Below are 21,806 nucleotides of genomic sequence, written 5' to 3'. Positions count from 1 at the left end.
AATTTTACGTGTTTATAGTAGAGTTTATTGTTGTTTTGGCGAAAGCAATTATATGACCGTCCAGGTCGGCTATATATCCCACGGTGTCGCCCCAATCGCGTGTTTGAAATTCACTGATATTTTTTGCGCCCAATTGCATTGCCCGTTGCATATAATCTGCGGGGTTTTTAACCTTTAGATGCAATTCGCAACGAGGAATACCATTGGCATTTTTAGGATGCGGCATTGCCGGACAGATAATGTTTGAAATCCCGCTTTCCGGCATCAACCCCAGTTTCACGGTTTCAGAAAGATTGAATTCCGTCATCCCCGGCTCGTTCAAACTGGGACTTGTTTTGAGCAGTTTTTTATAAAATTCCATGCTCCGAGCTTGATTTGCAACATACAGAATAAATCCAACTGTTTCCATAATTTTTTATTTTCTCTACCGACTACCGACTACCGACTACCGACTACCGATTAATGACTATCTACCCACATTTCCGCAGGCATTCCAATTTTTAGGCTGCCGTTGTTTTTTACTATCACTTTCACGGCATAAACAAGGTTTACCCGTTCTTCTTTGGTTTGAATTATTTTTGGGGTGAATTCTGCCGAAGCTGAAATCCAGCTTATGATTCCAGCATAATCTTTCATTGCTTCACCAGAATCGATTTTTACGGTTACTTGCTGTCCTATTTTAATGTTTGGGAGCTGCGTTTCGCTTATGTAAACACGCAGCGTCATTTCTTCCAAATCGGCAATTTTATAAAGCGGTTTTCCGAAGGAAACAATCTCGCCTGGCTCTGAATATTTCGTTAATACAGTTCCATTTATTGGATTGATAATACTGCTTTTTGAAAGTTGTTCTTCAATTTGAGCAACTTTCGCATCAATGGATTTTACCTCATTTACGATAGGTGCATTTTGTGTTTCCACATTTTGAATTTGTTTTTTCAAAACGTCCACTTGACTGTTGACTTGATCCAATTGGCGCTGGGTGGCAGCGTTTTCGGCAAACATATTTTGAATACGCTGTTGCTCCGTTTTTGCCGTTTGCAATTGTTGGTTCAAAACGCTCACTTGCGACCAAACGCCTCCAGATTTTGATGCAGCTGTTTCCTTTGAAGCAAGAAGTTGTTCTTTGCTTAAATAAAGTTGAAGGGTATCCACGAGTCCGACGACTGTTCCTTTTTCCAAAATTTGTCCTTCCTCCAAATTCAAAAATTCCAGTTTTCCGTTTGCTTCGGACGAGATTGTGATTTCAGTGGCTTCAAAATTGCCATAGCCATCGGCTTTTTCGCTGTTGGAACAGGAGGAAAGAAATCCAATTAGGACTGCTGTTATAATAACAATTGATTTTTTCATCTATATGTTTTTTTACCACGAACACACGAATTTTAGGTGTTTCGCAGGTTAGCTGTAATTTTTTCAATGCCCTGCCAGCAGGTTGTTGCATAAAAAATGATATAATATTCGTGTATTCGTGGTCACTTTTTTAATTTCCTTTGATTATTTTATAATTCGCCTTTGCGAGCGCCAATTGAACTTCGTGCAATTGTTGGTCAATTTTTGCTTCGTAAAGATTATTCAGTTCTGTGATGTATTCCGAAGAAGTGATTGCGCCATTCTGCAATTGGGAAGTCGTGGCCTGTAAAACTTGTTCACGCAATCCAATAATTTCTTCGTCTTTTTTTAACATTACTTCATATTTATTTATGTCACTTTCTGCTTCTTTTTGTTGCATTTCGTTGTTCAACAAAAAGGTTTCTTTTTCGGTGGAAACTATTTCTTTTGAAATATCAATGGCTTGTTTTTTCTTCTTCGTTTTTCCCCAATCGAAAATATTCCAGTTCAATTTCAAGCCAACCATATAGAAATCCTGAAAAGAATTGTCAAGCATATTCAATCCCGGATTGCCGTAACCAGCCTGCGCAAAACCTAATAATTTTGGATAATTGCTTTTAGAAATCACTTCTTTTGAAGTTTCCAATTGCGTTTCCTGCAAATTGAAAAGTTCCAATTCAGGTCGCTGTGATTCAGTTGCTGCCGTAACCAAAATCTCTGGATTTGTTAAAGTTGTAGTGTTGTCCAAATTCTGAAAAATCAACAAGGAGAGGTTTTTCAACGCTTTTTCCCTGTCGAAATTTACTTGCGAAAGTTGCTGTTCCAGTTTCAGTTGTTCGGCTTTCAATAGCTGCTTGGAAGCGGGGAGGACCGCGCCATATTTTACTCCAACACTTGTTTCTTTTAATCGTGCTTCGAGCTGTTCCATTTTTGAAAGCAGCAACTTTTCCTGTTCTTGAAAAAGTAAAACGTTGAAATAATTTTGATTAATCCTCGACTTTAAGGTGTAAAGATTTACCGCAATTTGTTGTTGTTGCGCTGCAAGTTCGGCAGTTTTCAATTTTGCATTTGCAGAAATATTTCCGCCGTTATAAATTAATTGGTTTGCATCCAGCGTGGCGCGATACTGGTCTTTATTGGGCGGTTCAATATTTGAATTTGGAATTTGCAACGGAAACTCAATAACATCTGATTGATAGGTGGCCTGTGCGTTCAGGTCTAATTTGGGCAGCCTTTCTTTTTCCAAAACCTTGATTTCAGAATTTGTTTTTGCTTCCAATAAAGCGGTTTGCTTCGACAAAGGGTAATTTTTTTCAGCAAGCGAATAACACTCTTCCAAAGTCAAAACTTGCTGTGCAGAAAGGAGTAGGGGGGCGAGGCTGAAGATTGTAAAGAGAAGCCGTTTCATTTTTTACTTTTTTATGGAATTGATTATAAACTCAGAAACAGAGACTTTTCGTTCTTCCATCATTTTTTTGAAAGCCTTGTCGTCAATCTTCAAAAACCCTTTTATTAAGGGTGTTGCCACAAAAGGAAAAATATTCAGCGAAATAATATTTACAAAAAGTTGCTCCCCATCTATGGGTTTCAGAATGCCCTTTTCCACTTCTTCGTTCACTTGATTTTTAAATTTTTCCAGTGTTGGAAAAGCTGCGTTTTGTTGGATTTTCTCAAAAAACTTAGGATTCCGATTCAATTCCTGAATTATGAAATTGGGCAGATAGGGATGCTTTGATATAAAAGTGATGTAATTGTGTGTGAAGTTTTTCACTTTGTCCTCAATGGAGGAATCATCGTTCAGAATTTTATTGAGCTGTGGTGCTAAAAGAGAAAAGGCATTGCTGAAAACCGCTTCAAAAAGCAATTGTTTGCTTCGGTAGTAATAATGCAGCATCGCTTTGTTAATGCCCGCCTCGTCTGCAATTTCCTGCATACGCGCGCCATCCATTCCTTTCTTTTGGAATACGCTTTCGGCAGCGTTCAGTATTTGCCCCTCCGTATCCTGATTTTTATTTGTCTTTGCCATTTTTTAACTTTATGGTTTAACCATTTGGTTAACAAAGATAGATAATTTACTTTTACTAAAACTAATTTTAGAAATAAGTTTAAAAGTTTTTTGTGGATAATTGATTTATATCATTCCTACAAGTGAAGAAATACCTTAAGTTTATTGCCTCTTTTGTAATTACTTAATAATTAGAAAAAGAGAAGCGTATATTTACATATCCTTCAGAAGAATTAACTTTTTAAAAAATAATAGTATGCAAAAATTATTGGTCATAACAATTTTTGTCACGTTACTTTCCGGGTGTTCCAGCAGCCGTTTGGTTGATGAATACATAAATACAGAAGCGCCAAATTTTCAGGCCAATAAAGTTTTGGTGGTTGGGTTAACACCAGACGCAGTTTTGCAGCGCCAATTTGAATATAGTCTTTCGCAAGCTTTGGAAGCCGAAGGGGTGATTACCGTAAAAAGTGTTGAATATTTTGAAAGTACCTTCTCAGAAAACAATCAAACGGAAGAAAATTTAAAAAGCATAGAAAATGAACTTTTAAATGCAGGTTTTGATGCGGTGCTTTTTTCAAAAGTTACGGGGCAGGAAAGCAAGGTAACCATTGGGCAATCTTATAGAAATCTTGCAAAATCCTTTGAGTCATTCAGTGATTATTATAATGAAAATAGGCCTGTGTATGGCAATGAGCAGATTGAAGACTACCCAGTTTATAATACCGAAACCTCTTTGTATTGTCTCTGCCCCGGCAAGGAGCGTGATTTAATCTGGCGAGGAAAGATAGACATTGTCAATCCGCCGGGAGCTGCATCCACCATTCGTGATTATGTAAAAACAATTGTGCAAACGCTTAAAAGGAATAATCTTCTAATTTTATTGTGAAATAATTCACTTGTGAAGTACCAAAAGTGGTACAAGTGAACCATAATTTATTTTTGAGGTTTCTGAACCAAAGATAAAACGATCAAAAAAACTTTTGCGCTCCACAATCATGGCGTGAAGTTGAACGGGAATTAACTGCTCAAAAGCATTAATGGCCATTGAGGCAGGTATATTTTTAATTGAAAAACGTTCAAATCCTATTTCTTTGAAAACCTCTTCAGTATGGTTTCTTTGTGAGGATAGCTCTATACTTTCTTCCTCTATTTCAAGAATTTTTAATGAGGCGTTGTGTTTGTTTACTATTTCCGAAATGATTTTGAGCGATTTGTTTGCTACATCATATTGATAATTTAGCGATAGCAAAACCGATTTAATTTTTTCAAAAGCAAAACCTTCGGGAATCACAATAACGGGACAATCAACGTTTCGTATAATTTTCAAGGTGTTACTTCCAAAAATAACTTCTGCAGCACCTGTTGCACCGTTGGACCCCATTATTATTAATTCAATATTGTTTAGCGCTACAGCTTGGTTTACAGCATCAACAATATTGTCAAAATCTACTTTTGGAACAAAGGTGAAATCTTCTCCCTCAGAAATTGATTTACAAAATTGGACCATTTTTTCAAGCTCCTTTTTATTGTCATTCAAAATGCCTTCATAGACCGATGTGCCGGGAGCGCCGTAAAGTACATCGGCAGTTATATAGCCAGAAGGTTTTTGCGAATTGAGAATGTGAAATGTACATTTTTCACCTTCAAAAAACTTCAGGGCATACTTAATTGCATTCTTGGAGTTTTTTGAAAAATCTGTGGGCAAGAGTATGTTATTCATCTTTTTTTGAATTTCTTCAAAATTAATTTTTAGACGTGATATCTAAAATGATTTTCCTCATACTTTAAGCGGTAAAGTACATAGATATTTGTACTTGGAAGGGGGTTTTTAAGTAGCCTATTTCGAAGTAAAAAAAGAGATTAAATTATCTCGTATATGACAAAAATCATATTATATCTATTCCTTGAGTACTAATTTTGTCACGTAAATTAATCTTAACAACTATGAAAATTATAATGAAATCACTAGCCGCATTAGCAATTGTAACCTTGATAAGCTGTGGCGGAAAAGAAGAAAAGAAAAGTAACGATATTCAGATTGGCCAAAAGCCAGCTGCAACCGAAGCATCTGCTGACAGTACCACAAGCGCAGCCTCTGATGTGAAACCTTCAGAAACAGTTGATCTTACCAATAAGGGTATTGGGCCGATTAAAAATGTTGAGCTTGCAGCCGAAATTGACCAGGCAATGGCTGCCAAAGGAATGGAAGTTTATAAAACTAAATGTATGGCTTGCCATAAACCAGACAAGAAGTTTATTGGTCCTGCCCCAACAGGAATTTTGGAAAGACGTACTCCGGAGTGGATTATGAACATGATCTTGAATCCTGAAGAAATGACCAAAAATGACCCGCTAGCGAAAGCGCTTTTGATTGAGTTCAACGGATCGCCTATGGCAAACCAGAACTTGACAGAGGAAGAGGCAAGACAAGTATTGGAATATTTTAGAACACTTTAATATATACTTAAGCAACCAACCCCCTTGCAGGATTGTGATGGTCCTGCAAGGGTTAAAAACCACAATCAAGATGAAAACAGCAATTAAACTACTATTTGTTTCGGCTGCACTGCTCGTGTTTTCGGCCTGCAAAAACGAAACTAAAACCGAAGGAGATGGAACTGTTGTAGATAATTCAGCAACTACAAGTGTAAGTTCCGAAAGACAAGGTCAAGCCTTTATTGAAGGGGACGAATCTACTCCAAACATTCTTCAAGTTGCAATTGGCTCTCCAGACCACACTACACTTGTGGCGGCGGTTCAAGCAGCCAATCTTGAAAATGCATTGGTAAACGCAGGTCCCTTGATGGTGTTTGCGCCTACAAATGCAGCTTTTGAAGCGCTACCTGCCGGAACTGTTGAAAATTTGCTAAAGCCTGAAAATAAAGATCAGCTTGCAAGCATTTTGAAAAATCACGTTACTCCGGGTAATTACTCCAAAGACTTTTTGAAAAAGTTTAAAAAATTGGGACAAGCCGGTGGTCAAGACGTAACCGTCGAAGTAAATGGAGATGATGTTTATGTTGGTGGTGCAAAGATCATTGCAAGCGTGGAGGCCGGAAACGGGATTATACACGTAGTGGATAAAGTAATACTTCCTGCAAACTAAACAATTGAAAAACTTAAATTAAAACAATAGAACAATGAAAAAAACAATTAATATTTTAGTTTCCCTTGTTATGGTTGCCGGATTGGTAAGCTGTAATAATGGTGATAACAAAAAACAAAGTAAGGGGCAGGGTGGTTTGGCCACCAACGCCGCTGAAAAAGTTTACGTAGCACCCGGCGAACACGATGATTATTACGCATTCTTCTCTGGAGGGTATAGTGGTAACCTTACCGTTTACGGGCTTCCATCTGGACGTATGTTCAAGGAAATTCCGGTATTCTCGCAATTCCCTACCAGTGGTTATGGCTATTCAGAAGAAACCTTGCCTATGTTCAACACCTCATTTGGTTTTGTGCCTTGGGACGATTCCCACCACCCTGATATTTCACAAACAAACGGGAAATTGGACGGACGATGGATTTTTATAAATGGAAATAATACGCCCCGTATTGCCCGAATCGATTTGGAAACTTTTGAAACTGTAGAAATTATCGAGCTGCCAAATAGTGCAGGAAACCACAGTTCTTCCTTCATTACCGAAAATACCGAATACGTTGTAGCTGGAACTCGTTTCTCTGTACCAGTGCCACAACGTGATATGCCGATAAAAGATTACAAAGGTAACTTTAAAGGCGCACTTTCATTCGTGAGTGTAGATCAGGAAACTGGTCGTATGGGCATTAAATTTCAATTGATGATGCCAGGTTTTAACTATGACCTTTCACACCCTGGACGTGACAAATCTCACGGATGGTTTTTCTTTACTACCTATAATACTGAGGAAGCAAATACATTGATGGAGGTAAATTCATCACAAAATGACAAGGATTTCATTGCGGCTGTAAACTGGAAAGTAATTGAAGAATATGTAAATAACGGAGGCGGAACAAAAATGCCGGCTAACTATGCGCATAACGTATATGATCATAATACGCATATGGCCACATCAACTATGGAAAAAGAGGTGCTAACTGTAGATCCTACCAAAGTTCCCGGCGCAGTTTTCTTTCTTCCTACACCAAAGTCTCCACACGGTTGTGACGTAGATCCAACTGGAGAATACATAATAGGTAACGGTAAACTTTCTGCTGACCTTACAGTACACTCTTTCACTAAAATGATTGATGCTATTGAAAATAAAAAGTTTGATGGCGAAGCTTATGGAATTCCTATCTTAAAATTTGAGGATGTATTGGCAGGTACTGTAAAACAACCAGGATTAGGCCCATTACACACTGAGTTTGATGGCAAAGGAAATGCTTATACCACCTTCTTTATTTCTTCTGAAGTAGTAAAATGGAAACTAGGAACTTGGGAAGTTTTGGACCGCCAACCAGTATTTTATTCTGTGGGTCACGGCATGATTCCTGGTGGAAACTCACGTGAGCCTTTCGGTAAATATTTTGTTGCAATGAACAAGATTACAAAAGACCGTTACTTGCCAACAGGACCAGAACTGGAACACTCTGCACAGTTGTTTGATATTTCCGGGGACAAGATGGAATTGCTGTTAGATTTCCCAACCCATGGGGAACCACATTATGCTGCTGGTATTGCTGCAGATATATTGAAGAAAAATGCTAAGCAATTTTACAAATTGTCAGAAAATACAAACCCTTATGCCACACTTTCTGAAGCAGATGCACGTGTAGAGCGCAAAGGCAACGAAGTTCATATTTATATGACTACCATACGAAGTCACTTTACGCCAGATAATATTGAGGGTGTAAAAGTGGGTGACAAGGTATTCTTCCATATTACAAACCACGAACAGGATTTTGATGTACCACACGGATTTGCAATGATAGGCGCAAATAACGCTGAATTATTGATAATGCCTGGACAAACCAAAACCTTGGTTTGGGAACCAAAACAAGTGGGAGTATGGCCATTCTATTGTACAGATTTCTGTTCTGCACTTCACCAGGAAATGCAAGGTTACGTTCGCGTGAGCCCAGCAAATTCCAATATGGAGCTTAGTTGGTCCTTGGGTGAAGATTAATTAAGAAGTTTTTAGTTGTGGAAATACTAGATTAGTGATTGATGGTATTTTCAAAGGAAAGACGGGGGTTCGTTGATTTTCCCCCGTCTTTTAAAAAAATTGTAGAAGTGATTACACTTCATACATCTCAAAACCAACCCCACACCATCTGCACGAAGACTTAAACCGAAAACCAACCGCACGGACGTTTAAGAATTAAAATTCAAAAAAATGAAAAAAGCAGGAATAATAATGATAATTGGATCCTTGCTGCTATTGGGTCTCTTTAAATTCCCGTTGTGGAATATTATGCTGGGTGCGCCCCAGTATCCAGACCCATTGGGAATGGACATCTATATCCAGGGAATTCAGGGCGTAGAGGAATTTGACATTCAAAATATTGATGGCCTTAACCACTATATTGGAATGAAGACAATTCCAAAAGTAGAGGATATGTGGGAATTTGAAGTTTTTCCTATCGTAATAGGGATAATGGTTGCGCTGGGAGTAATAATAGGGTTGCTTGGTTTCTTAGGAAAATTGAGCTACAAATGGTTCTTGGGCTGGTTTTTGGTAATGTCCATACTTGGAATAATGGGTATGTACGACTTTAACTTATGGTTGATTGATTATGGAACCGATCTAGACCCCAAGGCTATCATGAAACTTGAAAATCCGGATGGAACCCCAATGACTTATAAACCACCCTTGTTGGGTTATCAAAAAATGTTGAATTTTGATGTAGATTCTTGGCCAGGAGCGGGAGCATATATGATTTTTGTAGGGATGATGCTTACCGTAGTAGCTTTCTTTGTTGGAAAGAAAGAATATAATAAAATAGAAAAATAATCAACTTGTTAAAACAGTACAGCATAATGAAACATTTCATCTTTTTGGGTATAATAACCGCTTTGCTTGTTTCCTGCAACGTGAGCCCGCAACATATAGAATACGGCTCAGACACTTGCCATTATTGCAAAATGACTATTGTGGACCGTCAGCATGCATCGCAGGTTGTAAGCACTAAAGGTAAAGCCTTTAAGTATGATGCCATTGAATGTATGGTTCATTCGTTACAGGATGATATGAAAGATACAGAAATTGCATTGTATTTGGTTGCAGATTTCCATCAGCCAGGACAATTGATGGATGCTACAACGGCATCATATCTTATTAGCGATCAAATTTCTAGCCCTATGGGTGCCAACCTTTCAGCTTTTGAAAATGAAAAGGTAGGTTTAAAGGCACAGGAGAAATTTACCGGAGAATTATATTCTTGGGAAGAAATCCAAAAACACTTAAAGCTATAATGTTTTTGAAAATTAGGGCCTCAGAAAGTTTCACTTTTTATTTATAACAAAAGGGAGATTACTGAGGTCTTTCTTATAGATTTTTTTGATAATAACATTCTCAGAAATTGTAAAAAGCACCAAAAAATTCAAATTCCTTTTTATCCATTAAATTCAGTATCTTCCATCTTTTTTAATTCAAAGCTGTTTTTTTTATGGCTTTGTATTGTCTAATTTTGCTTCAGTTTTGAAAAAAATACTTCACATATTTACTCTCACTTTTTTGTTTTTTGCCACAGCAACCAGTTTGGCCAAAACCATAACCGTTTGCAATACATGTGATGTAAAAACTATTCAGCAAGGCATAAACTTGGCTGCCGATGGCGATACCGTCTTGGTAAAAAAAGGGATTTATAAGGAGGTAAATATTATAGTTGATAAAAGTATTATCCTACTCGGCGAAAACCTGCCAACCATTGATGGAGAGGACAAAGGTGAAATCATTAAAATTGTAGCTGATAATGTTACGGTGGACGGTTTTAAGATTATAAACGTAGGCACCAGCTATACCTCAGATTATGCCGCTATTCGGGTAATCAAAAAGAATGGATATCTCATCCAAAATCTTCAGCTCGAAAAACTTTTCTTCGGAATATATTTGGAAAGATCCAATAATGGCAAAGTATTGAACAATACCATTAAGGGTGATGCCGTAAACGAATATAACTCCGGCAACGGTATCCAACTGTGGTACTGCAATGACGTTGAGGTACGTGGAAACAATGTCCAGAACGTTCGCGATGGCATTTATCTGGAATTTTCAGACAATATAAAAATAACTCGCAACCTTAGTAAAAACAACCTGCGTTATGGGCTACACTTTATGTTCAGCAACAATGATATTTATGAGTACAATACTTTTGAGAACAACGGTGCCGGAGTAGCCGTGATGTTTTCAAAATTTATAGAAATGAACAGCAATATTTTCAAGGAAAACTGGGGCACGGCAGCCTTCGGTCTTCTTTTGAAAGAAATAAACGATGCCACCATTTCTAACAATATCTTTAAGGAGAATACGGTAGGAATAAATATTGAGGGCAGTAACAGGGTAACCTATAAAAACAATGATTTCATTAGCAACGGTTGGGCCATAAAGGTTCGGGGTGCCTGTTATGCCAACGCTTTTACTGAAAATAATTTTCTCTATAATTCCTTCGATATTTCATATAACAGTAATATGAACGATAATGAGTTTGACAATAACTATTGGAGCAATTACACAGGTTACGACCTTAACCGAAACGGAATTGGCGATGTGCCTTATCGCCCAGTAAAACTCTTTACTTACATTGTAAACCGCACCCCCGAAACCATTATTTTAATGCGAAGTCTTTTTATAGATATTATTGATTTTTCCGAAAAAGTTTCCCCTGTTTTCACACCAGATAATTTGGTGGACGAAAACCCAAAAATGAAGCCCATAGACCATGATAGAAGTTAAGGATTTATATAAAAAATTTGGGAAGAACGAAGTGCTCAAGGGCATTGATCTCAACATAGAGCGAGGTGGAATTTTCTCCGTTTTGGGGCCGAACGGCTCAGGAAAAACCACGCTCATTAAATGTATTCTGGGAATGGTTTTGCCCGATTCGGGAAATATTTCCATAAATGGTAAAGCGTTGAAAAACAATTACAAATACCGAAATGAAATTGATTATCTGCCGCAAATAGCCAACTTTCCCGGAAACCTAAAGGTAAGCGAACTCATTGCCATGATCAAAGATTTGCGCGATTCAAAAGCCACCAAAGATCAGGAATTGATCGAGCTTTTTAAACTGCAGCCCTTTCTCAATAAAAAATTGGCTAACCTTTCAGGCGGTACTAAACAGAAAGTGAATTTAGTACTCACCTTTATGTTTGACAGTCCTTTGATAATCCTCGATGAGCCTACGAGCGGCCTCGATCCAATTTCGCATTTGCGTTTAAAGAATTTAATCTTTTCCGAAAGGGAAAAAGGCAAGACTATTTTGGTTACCTCGCACATCTTAAGTTTTGTGGAAGAAATTGCCGACGAGATTGTTTTTCTTTTGGAAGGAAAAATATATTTTAAAGGGAGTATTCCAGATTTGAAAGCAAAGACAGAACAACCCGATTTTGAACACGCCATAGCCTCCATTTTATCTTCAAGTTATGCTTAAAATATTAAAATACAGTTTTTACGATTTAATGCGAAGCCGTTGGAGCTACGTCTATTTTCTGTTCTATTTATTGCTCGGCGTGGTGCTTCTATTTTTGAACAACGACCTTTCAAAGGCTGTGATAACGCTGATGAACGTAATCATTATTTTGGTGCCGCTTATCGGGACTATTTTTGGGGTGATGTATTATTACAACTCCCGCGAGTTTACCGAACTGCTCTTGGCACAGCCCGTAAAGCGGAGCTCCATCTTTTTGGGGCAGTATTTTGGGGTTGCCACCTCACTGTCTATGAGTTTGGTAATTGGGCTGGGAATGCCCTTTGTTTTCTACGGAATTTTTAACAGTAACGCTATTTGGGATTTTTCATTATTGCTTGTAACCGGTGCGTTTTTGACCTTCATTTTTACGGCACTAGCTTTTGTAATAGCGCTTTCCAACGAAAACAAAATCAAGGGTTTCGGGTACGCCATCCTGCTTTGGCTGTTTATGGCCGTAATTTATGACGGAATCTTTTTAATGTCACTATTATATTTTGAAGACTATCCATTAGATAATTTTTCGCTCATCGCCACCATGCTAAATCCAGTAGATTTATCGCGGGTTTTGATACTTTTAAAGCTGGATATTTCAGCACTTTTGGGTTATACCGGCGCCGTGTTTCAGAAATTCTTTGGAACCAACTTTGGGTTGTTGCTATCGTCAGCAATGTTAATAGTTTGGGTAGTGGTACCTACTTTCTTTATTTGGCGAATTGCGAAACGGAAGGATTTTTAAAATAAGAATGACATTTCTTGTGTTTTAAAAAGACTAAAATGTATTTTTTATGACTTTGGTCATACTATAAAACTTTTTGAATCATCACCTTTACCGCATTTTCAATCCAAATTCTTTTTAAATGCAAAGCACCAGTCCGCACACCTTCCACATCCCTGTTATGGGGATTTCATACACCATAGATAGTCCCATAAAAGTGGCATGTTTTGGCATAAACTCAGCAATTTCGGTTATTGAGGACAATATTTTGGAAGTAATGCGGAAATACTACTACCAACAAAACAATGAGCCGTACATTGCCATAACCATAAAAGATGAAGATTACCGGGCGCGGCGCATTACAGATTATCTAAACCTGATGCAGCGCATTGTTACTTCAAAAATGGATAAGATAAAAACTTCTACTTTCGAGGCAGGTTCAGATTTGGTAAAATATTTTGAGATGCTACCCGATACAAGCATGCTAAAGGAAAAGTATCATGAATGGCTATTTACCTCCAATCCTGAAAAGAAGGGAATGTTGGAAAATTTTCTACGTAAACTCGTGGTTCCGGGTTCGGTGGAAGTAAATATAATGACCAAAGTTGACAAGGAAAATCTAGATAAAAACAAAGATATAATTGAAAACGGATCTGATGCTTTAACGGCGCTAAAAGGGTATGCTAAGAGCGAACTCACCAATTCGTCCCTTATTTTTTCTGCAGGAATGAATCCGCGGCTCTATAATTATATGGAAAGCTTTTCAGACTTTGATGCATACCAATGGGGCTGTTTTCATAAAAAAGTAGTCATAAAGGTTAGCGATTACCGTTCGGCTTTGATCCAGGGAAAATATCTGGCAAAAAAAGGAATCTGGGTGAGTGAGTTTCGTATTGAGTCCGGACTTAATTGTGGCGGACACGTTTTTGCTACCCAAGGCTTGCTTATGGGGCCAATACTTCAGGAATTTAAGGAGAATAAACAGGAATTGCAGGACAGTCTTTTTGAACTTTACAATCCTGCATTAATTGCCAAGGGCAAACCCACTTTTGAGCAGCCGCATCCCATTAAAATTACGGTACAGGGTGGTATTGGAACAAATGAAGAAGATAATTTATTGCGAGATTTTTACCAAATGGATGGCACTGGCTGGGGCACGCCATTTTTACTATGTCCCGAAGCTACCACGGTTGATGAAAGCACACTTAAGCTGCTCTGCCAATCAAAAGAAAAAGATGTGGTTCGCAGCAAGGCATCACCTTTGGGAGTACAGTTTAACTATTTAAAGGGAACCACTGCTGAAAAAGAACGACTTGACCGGATAGCAAAAAATAAGCCCGGTAGTCCGTGTACTGAAAAGCTATTGGTCTCAAATACCGAATTTACCAAAGAGCCAATTTGCACCGCTTCAAGCAAGTATCAAAAGTTGAAACTGGAACAATTGGGAACTCTTAATCTTTCCAAAGAGGAGCTGAAGCGCCAACGGGAAGATGTTTTGGCGAAGGAATGTCTTTGTATCGGCTTGAGTAATTCGGCTGCCATAAATTATGATGTTCCATTTCTTAAAAAATTAACTACGGTAACAATTTGTCCGGGGCCGAATATTGTGAATTTTTCAAAAGTTACAGGCTTACGTGAAATGACAGACCATATTTACGGTCGTAAAAACGTAATGCAACAACCCCATAGACCAATGATGTTTATTGCCGAATTGAGGCTGTACATTGATTATCTGAAAAAAGAGATAAAGAGTACCTTCTCGCCAACTGCCCGCGATTTTAAAGGATGGGAAAAATTTAGTGCGAATCTTCTCGATGGCATCGCGCATTACTATCATTTGGCCACTACTTATACCTTGAACAATACCGAACAATTTGAGCATGATTTAAAGGAAGCCCAAAACGAAATTTTAAAAATTCAGGAATCGCAGTTGCAGTTGGGGTAGAGGTAATGGGTATTTTCATTTAGATATATTTTAGCCGTTATGTCGAGTGAATTTAAGGTCTTGCGATTTATTCTATACTTGAATAAATTGTGAGAATAAGTTCAGTATCCCTACATAAGCCTTTGCCCGTCAATAATGTCTTCACACGGAAATAGAAATAGTTTCCGAATATCTTTCTCCGCCTTTAGGATTCTTACAAACATTCTAAATTTTAAATCCGTTATGAAGTAATAAAGCTGAAATCTTGCATTTTTCCATCGTACCTATTCTTAAAAAATTCGAAAATAACTTCTCTAAATATGATAATGGTCATAAATCATTTTTTGTGAATGTTTTTATTTTGCTATTAAGATATATATGTCTTAAATAAACAATTTAAAACCTGACCAATATGTTAAGCAAACAACAAGCACGGGCATTTTTCCTTGGCGGAACGCTCGTAACATTCCTGATTTTTATTGGCCTTACCATTTATTCATTTAGCGATGGCAACGACCAAACCAACTATGAAAACATTACCGAACAAGTAGTGCGCGGCAAGGTTATCTGGGAAGAGAACAACTGTATGGGCTGCCACACCATTCTTGGGGAAGGCGCCTATTATGCACCCGAACTTACCAAGGTAATTGAACGCCGTGGCGAAGGCTACGTAAAAGCAGTGCTTATGACTCCAGTGCCTTGGGCACCAAACGATCGCAAAATGGTAGCCTACGGTTTTTCCGAAGAAGAAGCTATGGATGTCATCGCCTTTTTTAATTGGATTGGGGAGATAGACCTAAATGGCTTTGACCGTATTGTGTCGCCGTTGGCAAAAGACAAGCAACTAACCAATAACTAACCAAAAATAAAATTTTATACTGATGAAATATAAATCTCAAAAAGTAGCGTACTGGTTTTTTGCACTCTCTATGCTTTTACTGGTACTTCAAATAACCTATGGCTTTATTATGGGTTTCGCCCGAATCGGAATGGATGGCTTGCACGAATTTATTCCTTTTAACACAGCGCGTGCTGTTCATACCAACCTGCTTGTAGTTTGGTTGCTCTCCGGATTTATGGGAGCTGCCTATTACATTATCCCCGAAGAGGCCCAACGCGAGCTCGTTAGCGTAAAGTTGGCGTATGTGCAGCTTATTTCACTTGCAGCCGTGGGTGTTGCAGCAATTGTAGGCTATCACTTTAACTGGTGGGAAGGCCGTAAGTTTTTGGAAATTCCACGCCAGCTCGACTATTTGGTAGTTTTAAATGTATTATTGTTTTTGGCATTAATACTCTTGACGCTCTTCAAAGGAAAACGAAAAACCACAACGGCACTTGTGCTTACTATGGGGCTTTTGTTTGCTGCTTTGTTATACATTCCCGGAATGTTACCGTTTGACAGCCAGGTAACCGACAGCTTTTTCCGCTGGTGGGTTGTTCACCTTTGGGTTGAAGGCGTTTGGGAGCTTATCATGGGCGGTATCCTTGCCTTCCTATTAATAAAGTTAACAGGTGTTGACCGTGAGGTTATCGAAAAATGGCTTTACGTAATCGTGGGTCTCACATTCCTTTCCGGAGTACTGGGTACCGGGCACCACTACTATTATATTGGTGTGAATAAAATCTGGCTTATCGTTGGTGGAATTTTCTCAGCTCTGGAGCCATTGGCTTTTCTTGCAATGGCACTTTTCGCAGTAAATATGTACCGCAAGGGTGAAAAGAAACACCCCAACAAAATAGCTTTGTTTTGGACGCTGGGCGCTGCAATTGTATCCTTCGTGGGTGCGGGACTTTTAGGATTTGCACACACTCTGCCACAAACAAACCTTTATACCCACGGAACCTTGGTAACCGCGATGCACGGCCACTTAGCGTTTTGGGGTGCTTACGCCATGATTGTTTTGGCAATTATAAGCTACAGCCTTCCAAATATGACGGGACGTAAATTTTATGATGGCGTGCGTGGCCGCGTGGCATTTTGGACAGCCAATATAGGGATGATCGGGATGACGATGGCCTTTGGAGTAGCTGGGGTGGCACAGGTTTATTTGGAACGGAAATTTGGGATGGAATTTATGGCGGTTCAAAAAGAAATTAGCATCCACTTTGTAGTGTTGATTATCTGCGCCAGTCTATTCGCCGTAGGTATTTTAACCTATATCTATGATTTTTATAAGCACGGTCGCCCAACAGATGAAGCTTTGGAAACCGTGGAAAGTACATACCTATAATAAATTAAAGGCCTGAAATGGGTTACGCTCTTATACCTGAAAACCTGGGAATTAATTCATATAAAACAGTTTTAAGTCATTCCCAACCAGAACCAAGTTTCGGGCCTTTTTAATAAATTGTTTGTCTGGTCGAGCCCTTCGGCAGACTCAGGATAAACTAAAGTCGTGATCTAATTAGCAGTAGGAAACTTAGCGTTTTCGACTGCACTCGAACTGACATTTAAAAATTTAGCATTATGTCCACTACAGATACTATCAATATAAAACCATTAACAGAGCTTTCTTCGGAAACACCTTTTTATAAACCCATTTCGCGGGAGGTGGAAGTTTTTCAGCACGCGTTCAAAAATAAATTGCCCATTTTGCTGAAAGGCCCCACGGGAACTGGAAAAACTAGGTTTGTGGATTTTATGGCGCATCAGTTAGGGCAATCGCTTTTAACGGTTTCCTGCCATGAGGAAACTTCTTCCACAGACCTTATTGGGCGCTACATCATAAAAGGAGCGGAGACTATTTGGGTGGACGGCCCGTTGACAAAAGCGGTAAAGGAAGGTGCAATTCTCTATTTGGATGAAATCGCCGAAGCCCGCCCAGATGTTGTGGTAGCAATACATTCACTCACCGATCATAGAAAGGAACTTTATATAGACAAACTGGGAATTACCGTAAAAGCCCATCCGGATTTTATGCTCGTGGCTTCCTTTAATCCCGGATATCAAAAGGGTTTTAAAGAATTAAAACCTTCTACCCGCCAACGTTTTGTGGCGCTTTCGTTTCAATATCCCACTGCAAAGGATGAAACCGAAATTGTGGCAACCGAAACTGGTTTGTATAAAGACACTTCAAAAAAACTGGTGAACATCGCCAATAAAATTCGCAATCTCACCGAGTTGGGGCTTACCGAAACCGTTTCCACCCGTTTGTTGGTGGACGCGGCAATGCTTATAAACAGTGGCCTTCCGAAGCGGCTTTCGGTAAAAGTAGCCATAGTGGAACCGTTGACCGACGACGCGGAAATTACCCAAGCACTCACCGACCTCTGCGATTTGATGATTTAAGCCAAAAGCCATGTTTGAACCCGATGAGTTTATCTTTGCCAAGGTTGCAAAATTCCTAAAACACCGAAAAAAAAGTGCGAGGGAAGCCATTGCGCACACCGTAAAGCTTAGTGAAATAAAGTCTCGGCTTACTTTGGTGGCCCGCGCCGTAACCGGCCATCCCATCGAAATTTTTGAGGCAGAGCAGGAGGGCGGTTATAAGAACAACGCCTTCTTTTTACCCGAACGGTTTTCGGGTTCTGATACTTCAGAAAAAAATCTGGCTTTTTATATTTTTAGGACGCTTTATCTTTCAATTCAAAAAAGTTTTCAGCTTAATTATGAATTGGGCGAAGAACATACGTTGGAAGCGGCCCGGCAAATTTCACAAGAAAATTCTGAAAAAGTCTTAAAGGAGATTTTCAGCCAATTCCCGGGAACTGAAACCATTTATACCGAACTGAAATTGCTTTTTGAAGAAAATACTTCGGAAAAAAATCCGCCCGACTATTACTTCATCTATGGGAAATGGATGGAAAATTCTCCAGAAACTCCGAAGAAAAAAGTGCTTCAGAATATTTCAGAAAAAGTAAAATCTGCTATCGGAGAAGAGATAAATACTATTTTGAAGGCTAATGCGGTGGAGGAGATTAAATCCATTGAAGTTGACAAAAAAGCGCAAGAAGATTACGTGCTCACCCACAATTTTGAAAAGGCCGAAACCGCGGAAGAGTGGGAGGGCGGCTGGCGCGATTTTGATGGCGATGACGAGCTGAACGACCACGCCAACGCGCTCGAAGATTTAAATATGAAACAGACCGTGCGGGTGGACGACCCCACGCATTCCATATATCAGGCGGAGTTTATTGAAAATACCACAATTTCAGAAAGCGCTGAAATTGAAAATGCCAACTACAACATTTTGTATGACGAATGGGACTATTCCAAACGTGTTTACAAACCAGATTTTTGCAAAGTTTATCCGCAAACACAGACTGAAACCGATTCTGATTATTATAGAAATACCCTACGGGAACACGCTTCGACTTTGATGGGGCTTCGGAAAATGCTCACTTCGGTAAATAATAAATACCAGCAGCAACGCAGGCAGCTGCAGGGCGAAGAATTTGACCTCGATGCACTCACGGATTTATATGTGGACGTTCATTCGGGCCACACGCCTTCGGAAAATATTTACCTATCAAAACGCAAAAAGGAAAAAGACCTTTCCATTTTGATGCTTTTAGACAGCAGCCTTTCCAGCGATGGCTATGCCGCGGACAATCGGGTAATTGATGTGGAAAAGCAGGTTTCCATCATTTTTGGAGAAATTTTGGAGGAATTCAACGTAGATTTTTCTATTGCTGGTTTCTATTCCAAAACCCGCAACCACAGTTCCTATTTAACTTTAAAGGATTTTGACGAACCGTGGCAAAAGGCAAAACACAAAGTGGGAGCATTGCAGCCAAGTGGCTATACACGCATTGGTACGGCGTTGCGGCATTCCGGAGCTTTGCTGGACAAGCGCGACACCAAAAACAAATGGGTTATCCTGATTTCTGATGGAAAACCTAATGATTACGACAAGTACGAAGGCAAATACGGCATCAACGATGTGAAGCAGGCGCTTCGCGAGCTGAACCAGCGGAATATCAATTCGTATGCGTTGGCAATCGAAGCACAGGCAAAATATTACTTGCCGCAGATGTTTGGGCAGAACCATTTCCAGATTTTGACTACGCCCGTTGAATTGCTGCAATCGCTTGTAAAACTCTACGACAAAATAAAGCACCAAAGCTAAAATGGAAAGTACGGCCAAAATAGATTACAGAAATATTTTTTACCCACCGGGAGGAATCCTGATATGGATTATTATTTATTTGGAATTGGTAACCTTCGGGATTGCCTTGGTTTTTATGGCGCTGAACGCAAGGGCAGAGCCCGAACTTTTTCACGAATCCCGCCTGTTGCTAAACACGGCTTATGGCGCCATAAACACCGTTTTTCTGCTCAGCAGCGGTTGGTGCATGGCGCAGTCGGTGCATTTTCTGAAATTGGGAAATTTTGGCAAAAGCAAGTTGTTTCTTCGGTTGACCATTCTCGGCGGAATGCTGTTTTTGGTTCTGAAAGCCGTGGAATACGTCGATAAGATTGAAGTAGGATTGACGGTGGGTTACAATGCATTTTTTGAATATTATTGGATGCTCACCCTTTTTCACGTAATACACGTGGTGGTGGGGGTTATTATTTTGCTGGTTTTGGGAAGAACCCTCAGCAAAAAACCCGAAACTCTCAAAATTGCTGATTACGAATCGGGCGCAGCCTTTTGGCATATGTGCGATTTGATTTGGCTGTTGCTCTTCCCCATAATCTATTTACTTTTTTAAAAATGGAACGCACTTTTAACATCACTTGGCTTGTTTTAATTGGCTTGACCCTCCTTTCCGCGGTGTTCGCCAATTTGGATTTTCCCTATGTTGCAATAATCATTTTAGGGCTTTCCTTTTTGAAATTTATAGGTGTGGCATTCTTTTTTATGGAACTTAAAAAGGCTAATGCTTTTTGGAAGGTACTGCTTGTGGCGTTTTTGACGCTTTTGCTGGTTGTGGTTTGGGCGGTTTAAATAATCACGAAAAGTATTGCTTTTGAAGAACGGAATTAGTGCTTTTCATAGGATGCGTTGTTGGTAACTGGCTATATTCAGTCGTAAATTCTAATTATTTCGCCATTTCCTTTTCCGTTAACACTTCTAACATATCCATTAATTACTTTCTTCATCGGTATAGGATTGTGTCCTGGAAAATAGTCTTTGTACTTTTCGTATGCATCTTCGACCATTCCAGAAGAAACGACATTTACTCTAATTCCGTTTTCAATTTCAAGGGCAACTGCTTTTACAAAACTGTGTATTCCGCCATTAACCATAGCGGCACTTGTGGTCTTTACAACTGGGTCGTCTGCCAAAATTCCTGTTGACAAAGTAATCGAGCCATTCGAATTTAAATAATGCTGTCCTATACGTACAAGGTTGACTTGTCCCATTAATTTACTCTTCAATCCAATATAATAGTCATCCTCGGTAAGTTCATTAAAATCTGCCCATTTGGCTTCTCCAGCGATACAAATTATAGCGTCCACTTTACCAATCTTTTCAAACATTGATTTTATTGAGTTACTATCAACAATATCAACGGTCACGTCTCCATTGGTTCGTCCAGCTATTAAAATTTCGTTTTCTTCTTTAAAGTGTGAAACAACAGTTTTTCCTATTGTTCCGCTTCCTCCAATAATTAAAATTTTCATTATTCCTTTATTAAGTTAAACATTGAGTTTTGGTGCAATTTTCTTTTTTATTTCTTGATTTGTAAATGGTTAAAGTTGCAATCACGCTCCAAAGTAAATTGGTTACAAATGGTGGAATTGCATTGTAGTAATAACAGTTTATGGCTATTAAAAGTCCCCCAAGCAAATTCAAATATTTGCCAAAGCCCAAATATTTTTTGTTTTCAATTAGGGTTAGGGCATAGGCAAAGATTATGAATCCTGAACCTGACCAACCTAAAATATCAATGAATAATTTCATAGTTTGTTATATTGCGAAATGTAGATATGTATTAGTAAATTTTTTTACATCAGAAAGTTCATAAACTGTTTAATTGTTTTTTCGTTCCTTTTCAGATATGACCATTTCCCGTGTCTTGTCGATATTAAAAGGCCACACTTTTCCATATTGGTTAGATAGGTTGAAATAGTGGATTGGGAGAGTCCAGCTTTTTCTTGAATATAGGTAACACAAACACCATCATTAAAATGTTTTAGTGTTTCGTGGGGTGGAAAGTGTTTTTCTGGTTGCTTCAGCCATTCCAATATTTGGAACCTGGTTTGGTTAGATAAACATTTACCGATTTCTGTCGCTGTTTTCAAATCCATAGCGCAAACATATCTATAATCC

The 21,806-nt window shown here is 39.0% G+C and carries 24 protein-coding genes; 16 read left to right on the top strand and 8 right to left on the bottom strand.

What is annotated here, in order from left to right:
- Positions 1 to 4: 4 nt before the first annotated feature.
- The 4 genes from AC58DT_RS01155 to AC58DT_RS01140 all read right to left on the bottom strand — a co-directional run bounded on the left by AC58DT_RS01155 (position 5) and on the right by AC58DT_RS01140 (position 3,352).
- The gene (locus AC58DT_RS01155) at positions 5 to 409 is read right to left on the bottom strand and encodes a VOC family protein (RefSeq protein WP_497214933.1); all 405 of its coding nucleotides are present in this window, start codon (positions 407 to 409) and stop codon (positions 5 to 7) included.
- 50 nt (positions 410 to 459) lie between these two features.
- Complete coding sequence (locus tag AC58DT_RS01150; protein ID WP_497214932.1) at positions 460 to 1,347, bottom strand: HlyD family secretion protein; 888 nt, start codon at positions 1,345 to 1,347, stop codon at positions 460 to 462.
- Positions 1,348 to 1,477: 130 nt separating this feature from the next.
- On the bottom strand, positions 1,478 to 2,734 hold the full coding sequence (locus tag AC58DT_RS01145; protein WP_497214931.1) for a TolC family protein: 1,257 nt from the start codon (positions 2,732 to 2,734) through the stop codon (positions 1,478 to 1,480).
- Between the two features lie 3 nt (positions 2,735 to 2,737).
- Positions 2,738 to 3,352, bottom strand: coding sequence for a TetR/AcrR family transcriptional regulator (locus AC58DT_RS01140; protein WP_497214930.1), 615 nt, complete (start codon positions 3,350 to 3,352; stop codon positions 2,738 to 2,740).
- A gap of 235 nt (positions 3,353 to 3,587) precedes the next feature.
- On the opposite strand from AC58DT_RS01140, the gene AC58DT_RS01135 reads away from it, so the two are divergent.
- A complete protein-coding gene (locus tag AC58DT_RS01135; protein WP_497214929.1) occupies positions 3,588 to 4,220 on the top strand; it encodes a putative periplasmic lipoprotein in 633 nt (210 codons plus the stop codon).
- A 6-nt stretch (positions 4,221 to 4,226) separates the two neighbouring features.
- Here AC58DT_RS01135 and AC58DT_RS01130 read toward each other — a convergent pair whose 3' ends face one another.
- Positions 4,227 to 5,054: a universal stress protein gene (locus AC58DT_RS01130; RefSeq protein ID WP_497214928.1), complete on the bottom strand. Its 828-nt coding sequence runs from the start codon at positions 5,052 to 5,054 to the stop codon at positions 4,227 to 4,229.
- 224 nt (positions 5,055 to 5,278) lie between these two features.
- On the opposite strand from AC58DT_RS01130, the gene AC58DT_RS01125 reads away from it, so the two are divergent.
- The 15 genes from AC58DT_RS01125 to AC58DT_RS01055 all read left to right on the top strand — a co-directional run bounded on the left by AC58DT_RS01125 (position 5,279) and on the right by AC58DT_RS01055 (position 20,477).
- On the top strand, positions 5,279 to 5,791 hold the full coding sequence (locus tag AC58DT_RS01125) for a c-type cytochrome (RefSeq protein WP_497214927.1): 513 nt from the start codon (positions 5,279 to 5,281) through the stop codon (positions 5,789 to 5,791).
- Between the two features lie 70 nt (positions 5,792 to 5,861).
- The gene (locus AC58DT_RS01120; RefSeq protein ID WP_497214926.1) at positions 5,862 to 6,440 is read left to right on the top strand and encodes a fasciclin domain-containing protein; all 579 of its coding nucleotides are present in this window, start codon (positions 5,862 to 5,864) and stop codon (positions 6,438 to 6,440) included.
- A gap of 34 nt (positions 6,441 to 6,474) precedes the next feature.
- Entirely contained in the window at positions 6,475 to 8,442 is a 1,968-nt protein-coding gene (nosZ, locus tag AC58DT_RS01115; protein ID WP_497214925.1) for a Sec-dependent nitrous-oxide reductase, read from the top strand.
- A 210-nt stretch (positions 8,443 to 8,652) separates the two neighbouring features.
- Positions 8,653 to 9,270 carry a hypothetical protein gene (locus AC58DT_RS01110; RefSeq protein ID WP_497214924.1) on the top strand — a complete coding sequence of 206 codons (618 nt, stop codon included), beginning with the start codon at positions 8,653 to 8,655 and terminating at the stop codon, positions 9,268 to 9,270.
- Between the two features lie 26 nt (positions 9,271 to 9,296).
- Positions 9,297 to 9,731 (top strand): nitrous oxide reductase accessory protein NosL, encoded by a 435-nt coding sequence (locus AC58DT_RS01105; RefSeq protein WP_497214923.1) that lies wholly within the window; start codon positions 9,297 to 9,299, stop codon positions 9,729 to 9,731.
- A gap of 286 nt (positions 9,732 to 10,017) precedes the next feature.
- On the top strand, positions 10,018 to 11,211 hold the full coding sequence (locus AC58DT_RS01100) for a nitrous oxide reductase family maturation protein NosD (protein ID WP_497214921.1): 1,194 nt from the start codon (positions 10,018 to 10,020) through the stop codon (positions 11,209 to 11,211).
- On the top strand, positions 11,198 to 11,908 hold the full coding sequence (locus tag AC58DT_RS01095; protein ID WP_497214920.1) for an ABC transporter ATP-binding protein: 711 nt from the start codon (positions 11,198 to 11,200) through the stop codon (positions 11,906 to 11,908). Before AC58DT_RS01100 ends, AC58DT_RS01095 begins: the two co-directional genes overlap by 14 nt.
- Entirely contained in the window at positions 11,901 to 12,683 is a 783-nt protein-coding gene (locus AC58DT_RS01090) for an ABC transporter permease (RefSeq protein ID WP_497214919.1), read from the top strand. The genes AC58DT_RS01095 and AC58DT_RS01090 overlap by 8 nt, the downstream gene beginning before the upstream one ends.
- A 121-nt stretch (positions 12,684 to 12,804) precedes the next feature.
- Positions 12,805 to 14,607, top strand: coding sequence for a hypothetical protein (locus AC58DT_RS01085; RefSeq protein ID WP_497214918.1), 1,803 nt, complete (start codon positions 12,805 to 12,807; stop codon positions 14,605 to 14,607).
- Between the two features lie 391 nt (positions 14,608 to 14,998).
- Positions 14,999 to 15,445, top strand: coding sequence for a c-type cytochrome (locus AC58DT_RS01080; RefSeq protein ID WP_497214917.1), 447 nt, complete (start codon positions 14,999 to 15,001; stop codon positions 15,443 to 15,445).
- Between the two features lie 22 nt (positions 15,446 to 15,467).
- Complete coding sequence (locus AC58DT_RS01075) at positions 15,468 to 16,817, top strand: cbb3-type cytochrome c oxidase subunit I (protein WP_497214916.1); 1,350 nt, start codon at positions 15,468 to 15,470, stop codon at positions 16,815 to 16,817.
- Between the two features lie 236 nt (positions 16,818 to 17,053).
- Entirely contained in the window at positions 17,054 to 17,875 is an 822-nt protein-coding gene (locus AC58DT_RS01070) for a CbbQ/NirQ/NorQ/GpvN family protein (RefSeq protein WP_497214915.1), read from the top strand.
- Positions 17,876 to 17,885: 10 nt separating this feature from the next.
- On the top strand, positions 17,886 to 19,655 hold the full coding sequence (locus AC58DT_RS01065) for a nitric oxide reductase activation protein NorD (protein ID WP_497214914.1): 1,770 nt from the start codon (positions 17,886 to 17,888) through the stop codon (positions 19,653 to 19,655).
- 1 nt (position 19,656) lies between these two features.
- Positions 19,657 to 20,241 (top strand): cytochrome c oxidase subunit 3, encoded by a 585-nt coding sequence (locus AC58DT_RS01060; protein ID WP_497214913.1) that lies wholly within the window; start codon positions 19,657 to 19,659, stop codon positions 20,239 to 20,241.
- Positions 20,242 to 20,243: 2 nt separating this feature from the next.
- The gene (locus AC58DT_RS01055; RefSeq protein ID WP_497214911.1) at positions 20,244 to 20,477 is read left to right on the top strand and encodes a cytochrome C oxidase subunit IV family protein; all 234 of its coding nucleotides are present in this window, start codon (positions 20,244 to 20,246) and stop codon (positions 20,475 to 20,477) included.
- Between the two features lie 77 nt (positions 20,478 to 20,554).
- Here AC58DT_RS01055 and AC58DT_RS01050 read toward each other — a convergent pair whose 3' ends face one another.
- From AC58DT_RS01050 to AC58DT_RS01040, 3 genes are read right to left on the bottom strand one after another with little or no spacing between them, the layout of a single operon-like run.
- The gene (locus AC58DT_RS01050) at positions 20,555 to 21,157 is read right to left on the bottom strand and encodes a short chain dehydrogenase (RefSeq protein WP_497214910.1); all 603 of its coding nucleotides are present in this window, start codon (positions 21,155 to 21,157) and stop codon (positions 20,555 to 20,557) included.
- 10 nt (positions 21,158 to 21,167) lie between these two features.
- Positions 21,168 to 21,437 carry a CBU_0592 family membrane protein gene (locus tag AC58DT_RS01045; RefSeq protein WP_497214909.1) on the bottom strand — a complete coding sequence of 90 codons (270 nt, stop codon included), beginning with the start codon at positions 21,435 to 21,437 and terminating at the stop codon, positions 21,168 to 21,170.
- Between the two features lie 44 nt (positions 21,438 to 21,481).
- Positions 21,482 to 21,784: an ArsR/SmtB family transcription factor gene (locus AC58DT_RS01040; protein ID WP_497214908.1), complete on the bottom strand. Its 303-nt coding sequence runs from the start codon at positions 21,782 to 21,784 to the stop codon at positions 21,482 to 21,484.
- Between the last annotated feature and the right edge of the window lie 22 nt (positions 21,785 to 21,806).

Source organism: Aequorivita sp. CRS11, assembly GCF_059693805.1.
Note: the sequence above shows the minus strand (reverse complement) of the source record. Positions and strands in the feature narration are given on the sequence as shown.

Coding starts and splice junctions, on each gene's coding strand:
- AC58DT_RS01155 (WP_497214933.1), bottom strand. CDS start 409: ATGGAAACAGTTGGATTTATTCTGTATGTTGCAAATCAAGCTCGGAGC.
- AC58DT_RS01150 (WP_497214932.1), bottom strand. CDS start 1,347: ATGAAAAAATCAATTGTTATTATAACAGCAGTCCTAATTGGATTTCTT.
- AC58DT_RS01145 (WP_497214931.1), bottom strand. CDS start 2,734: ATGAAACGGCTTCTCTTTACAATCTTCAGCCTCGCCCCCCTACTCCTT.
- AC58DT_RS01140 (WP_497214930.1), bottom strand. CDS start 3,352: ATGGCAAAGACAAATAAAAATCAGGATACGGAGGGGCAAATACTGAAC.
- AC58DT_RS01135 (WP_497214929.1), top strand. CDS start 3,588: ATGCAAAAATTATTGGTCATAACAATTTTTGTCACGTTACTTTCCGGG.
- AC58DT_RS01130 (WP_497214928.1), bottom strand. CDS start 5,054: ATGAATAACATACTCTTGCCCACAGATTTTTCAAAAAACTCCAAGAAT.
- AC58DT_RS01125 (WP_497214927.1), top strand. CDS start 5,279: ATGAAAATTATAATGAAATCACTAGCCGCATTAGCAATTGTAACCTTG.
- AC58DT_RS01120 (WP_497214926.1), top strand. CDS start 5,862: ATGAAAACAGCAATTAAACTACTATTTGTTTCGGCTGCACTGCTCGTG.
- nosZ (WP_497214925.1), top strand. CDS start 6,475: ATGAAAAAAACAATTAATATTTTAGTTTCCCTTGTTATGGTTGCCGGA.
- AC58DT_RS01110 (WP_497214924.1), top strand. CDS start 8,653: ATGAAAAAAGCAGGAATAATAATGATAATTGGATCCTTGCTGCTATTG.
- AC58DT_RS01105 (WP_497214923.1), top strand. CDS start 9,297: ATGAAACATTTCATCTTTTTGGGTATAATAACCGCTTTGCTTGTTTCC.
- AC58DT_RS01095 (WP_497214920.1), top strand. CDS start 11,198: ATGATAGAAGTTAAGGATTTATATAAAAAATTTGGGAAGAACGAAGTG.
- AC58DT_RS01090 (WP_497214919.1), top strand. CDS start 11,901: ATGCTTAAAATATTAAAATACAGTTTTTACGATTTAATGCGAAGCCGT.
- AC58DT_RS01085 (WP_497214918.1), top strand. CDS start 12,805: ATGCAAAGCACCAGTCCGCACACCTTCCACATCCCTGTTATGGGGATT.
- AC58DT_RS01080 (WP_497214917.1), top strand. CDS start 14,999: ATGTTAAGCAAACAACAAGCACGGGCATTTTTCCTTGGCGGAACGCTC.
- AC58DT_RS01075 (WP_497214916.1), top strand. CDS start 15,468: ATGAAATATAAATCTCAAAAAGTAGCGTACTGGTTTTTTGCACTCTCT.
- AC58DT_RS01070 (WP_497214915.1), top strand. CDS start 17,054: ATGTCCACTACAGATACTATCAATATAAAACCATTAACAGAGCTTTCT.
- AC58DT_RS01065 (WP_497214914.1), top strand. CDS start 17,886: ATGTTTGAACCCGATGAGTTTATCTTTGCCAAGGTTGCAAAATTCCTA.
- AC58DT_RS01060 (WP_497214913.1), top strand. CDS start 19,657: ATGGAAAGTACGGCCAAAATAGATTACAGAAATATTTTTTACCCACCG.
- AC58DT_RS01055 (WP_497214911.1), top strand. CDS start 20,244: ATGGAACGCACTTTTAACATCACTTGGCTTGTTTTAATTGGCTTGACC.
- AC58DT_RS01050 (WP_497214910.1), bottom strand. CDS start 21,157: ATGAAAATTTTAATTATTGGAGGAAGCGGAACAATAGGAAAAACTGTT.
- AC58DT_RS01045 (WP_497214909.1), bottom strand. CDS start 21,437: ATGAAATTATTCATTGATATTTTAGGTTGGTCAGGTTCAGGATTCATA.
- AC58DT_RS01040 (WP_497214908.1), bottom strand. CDS start 21,784: ATGGATTTGAAAACAGCGACAGAAATCGGTAAATGTTTATCTAACCAA.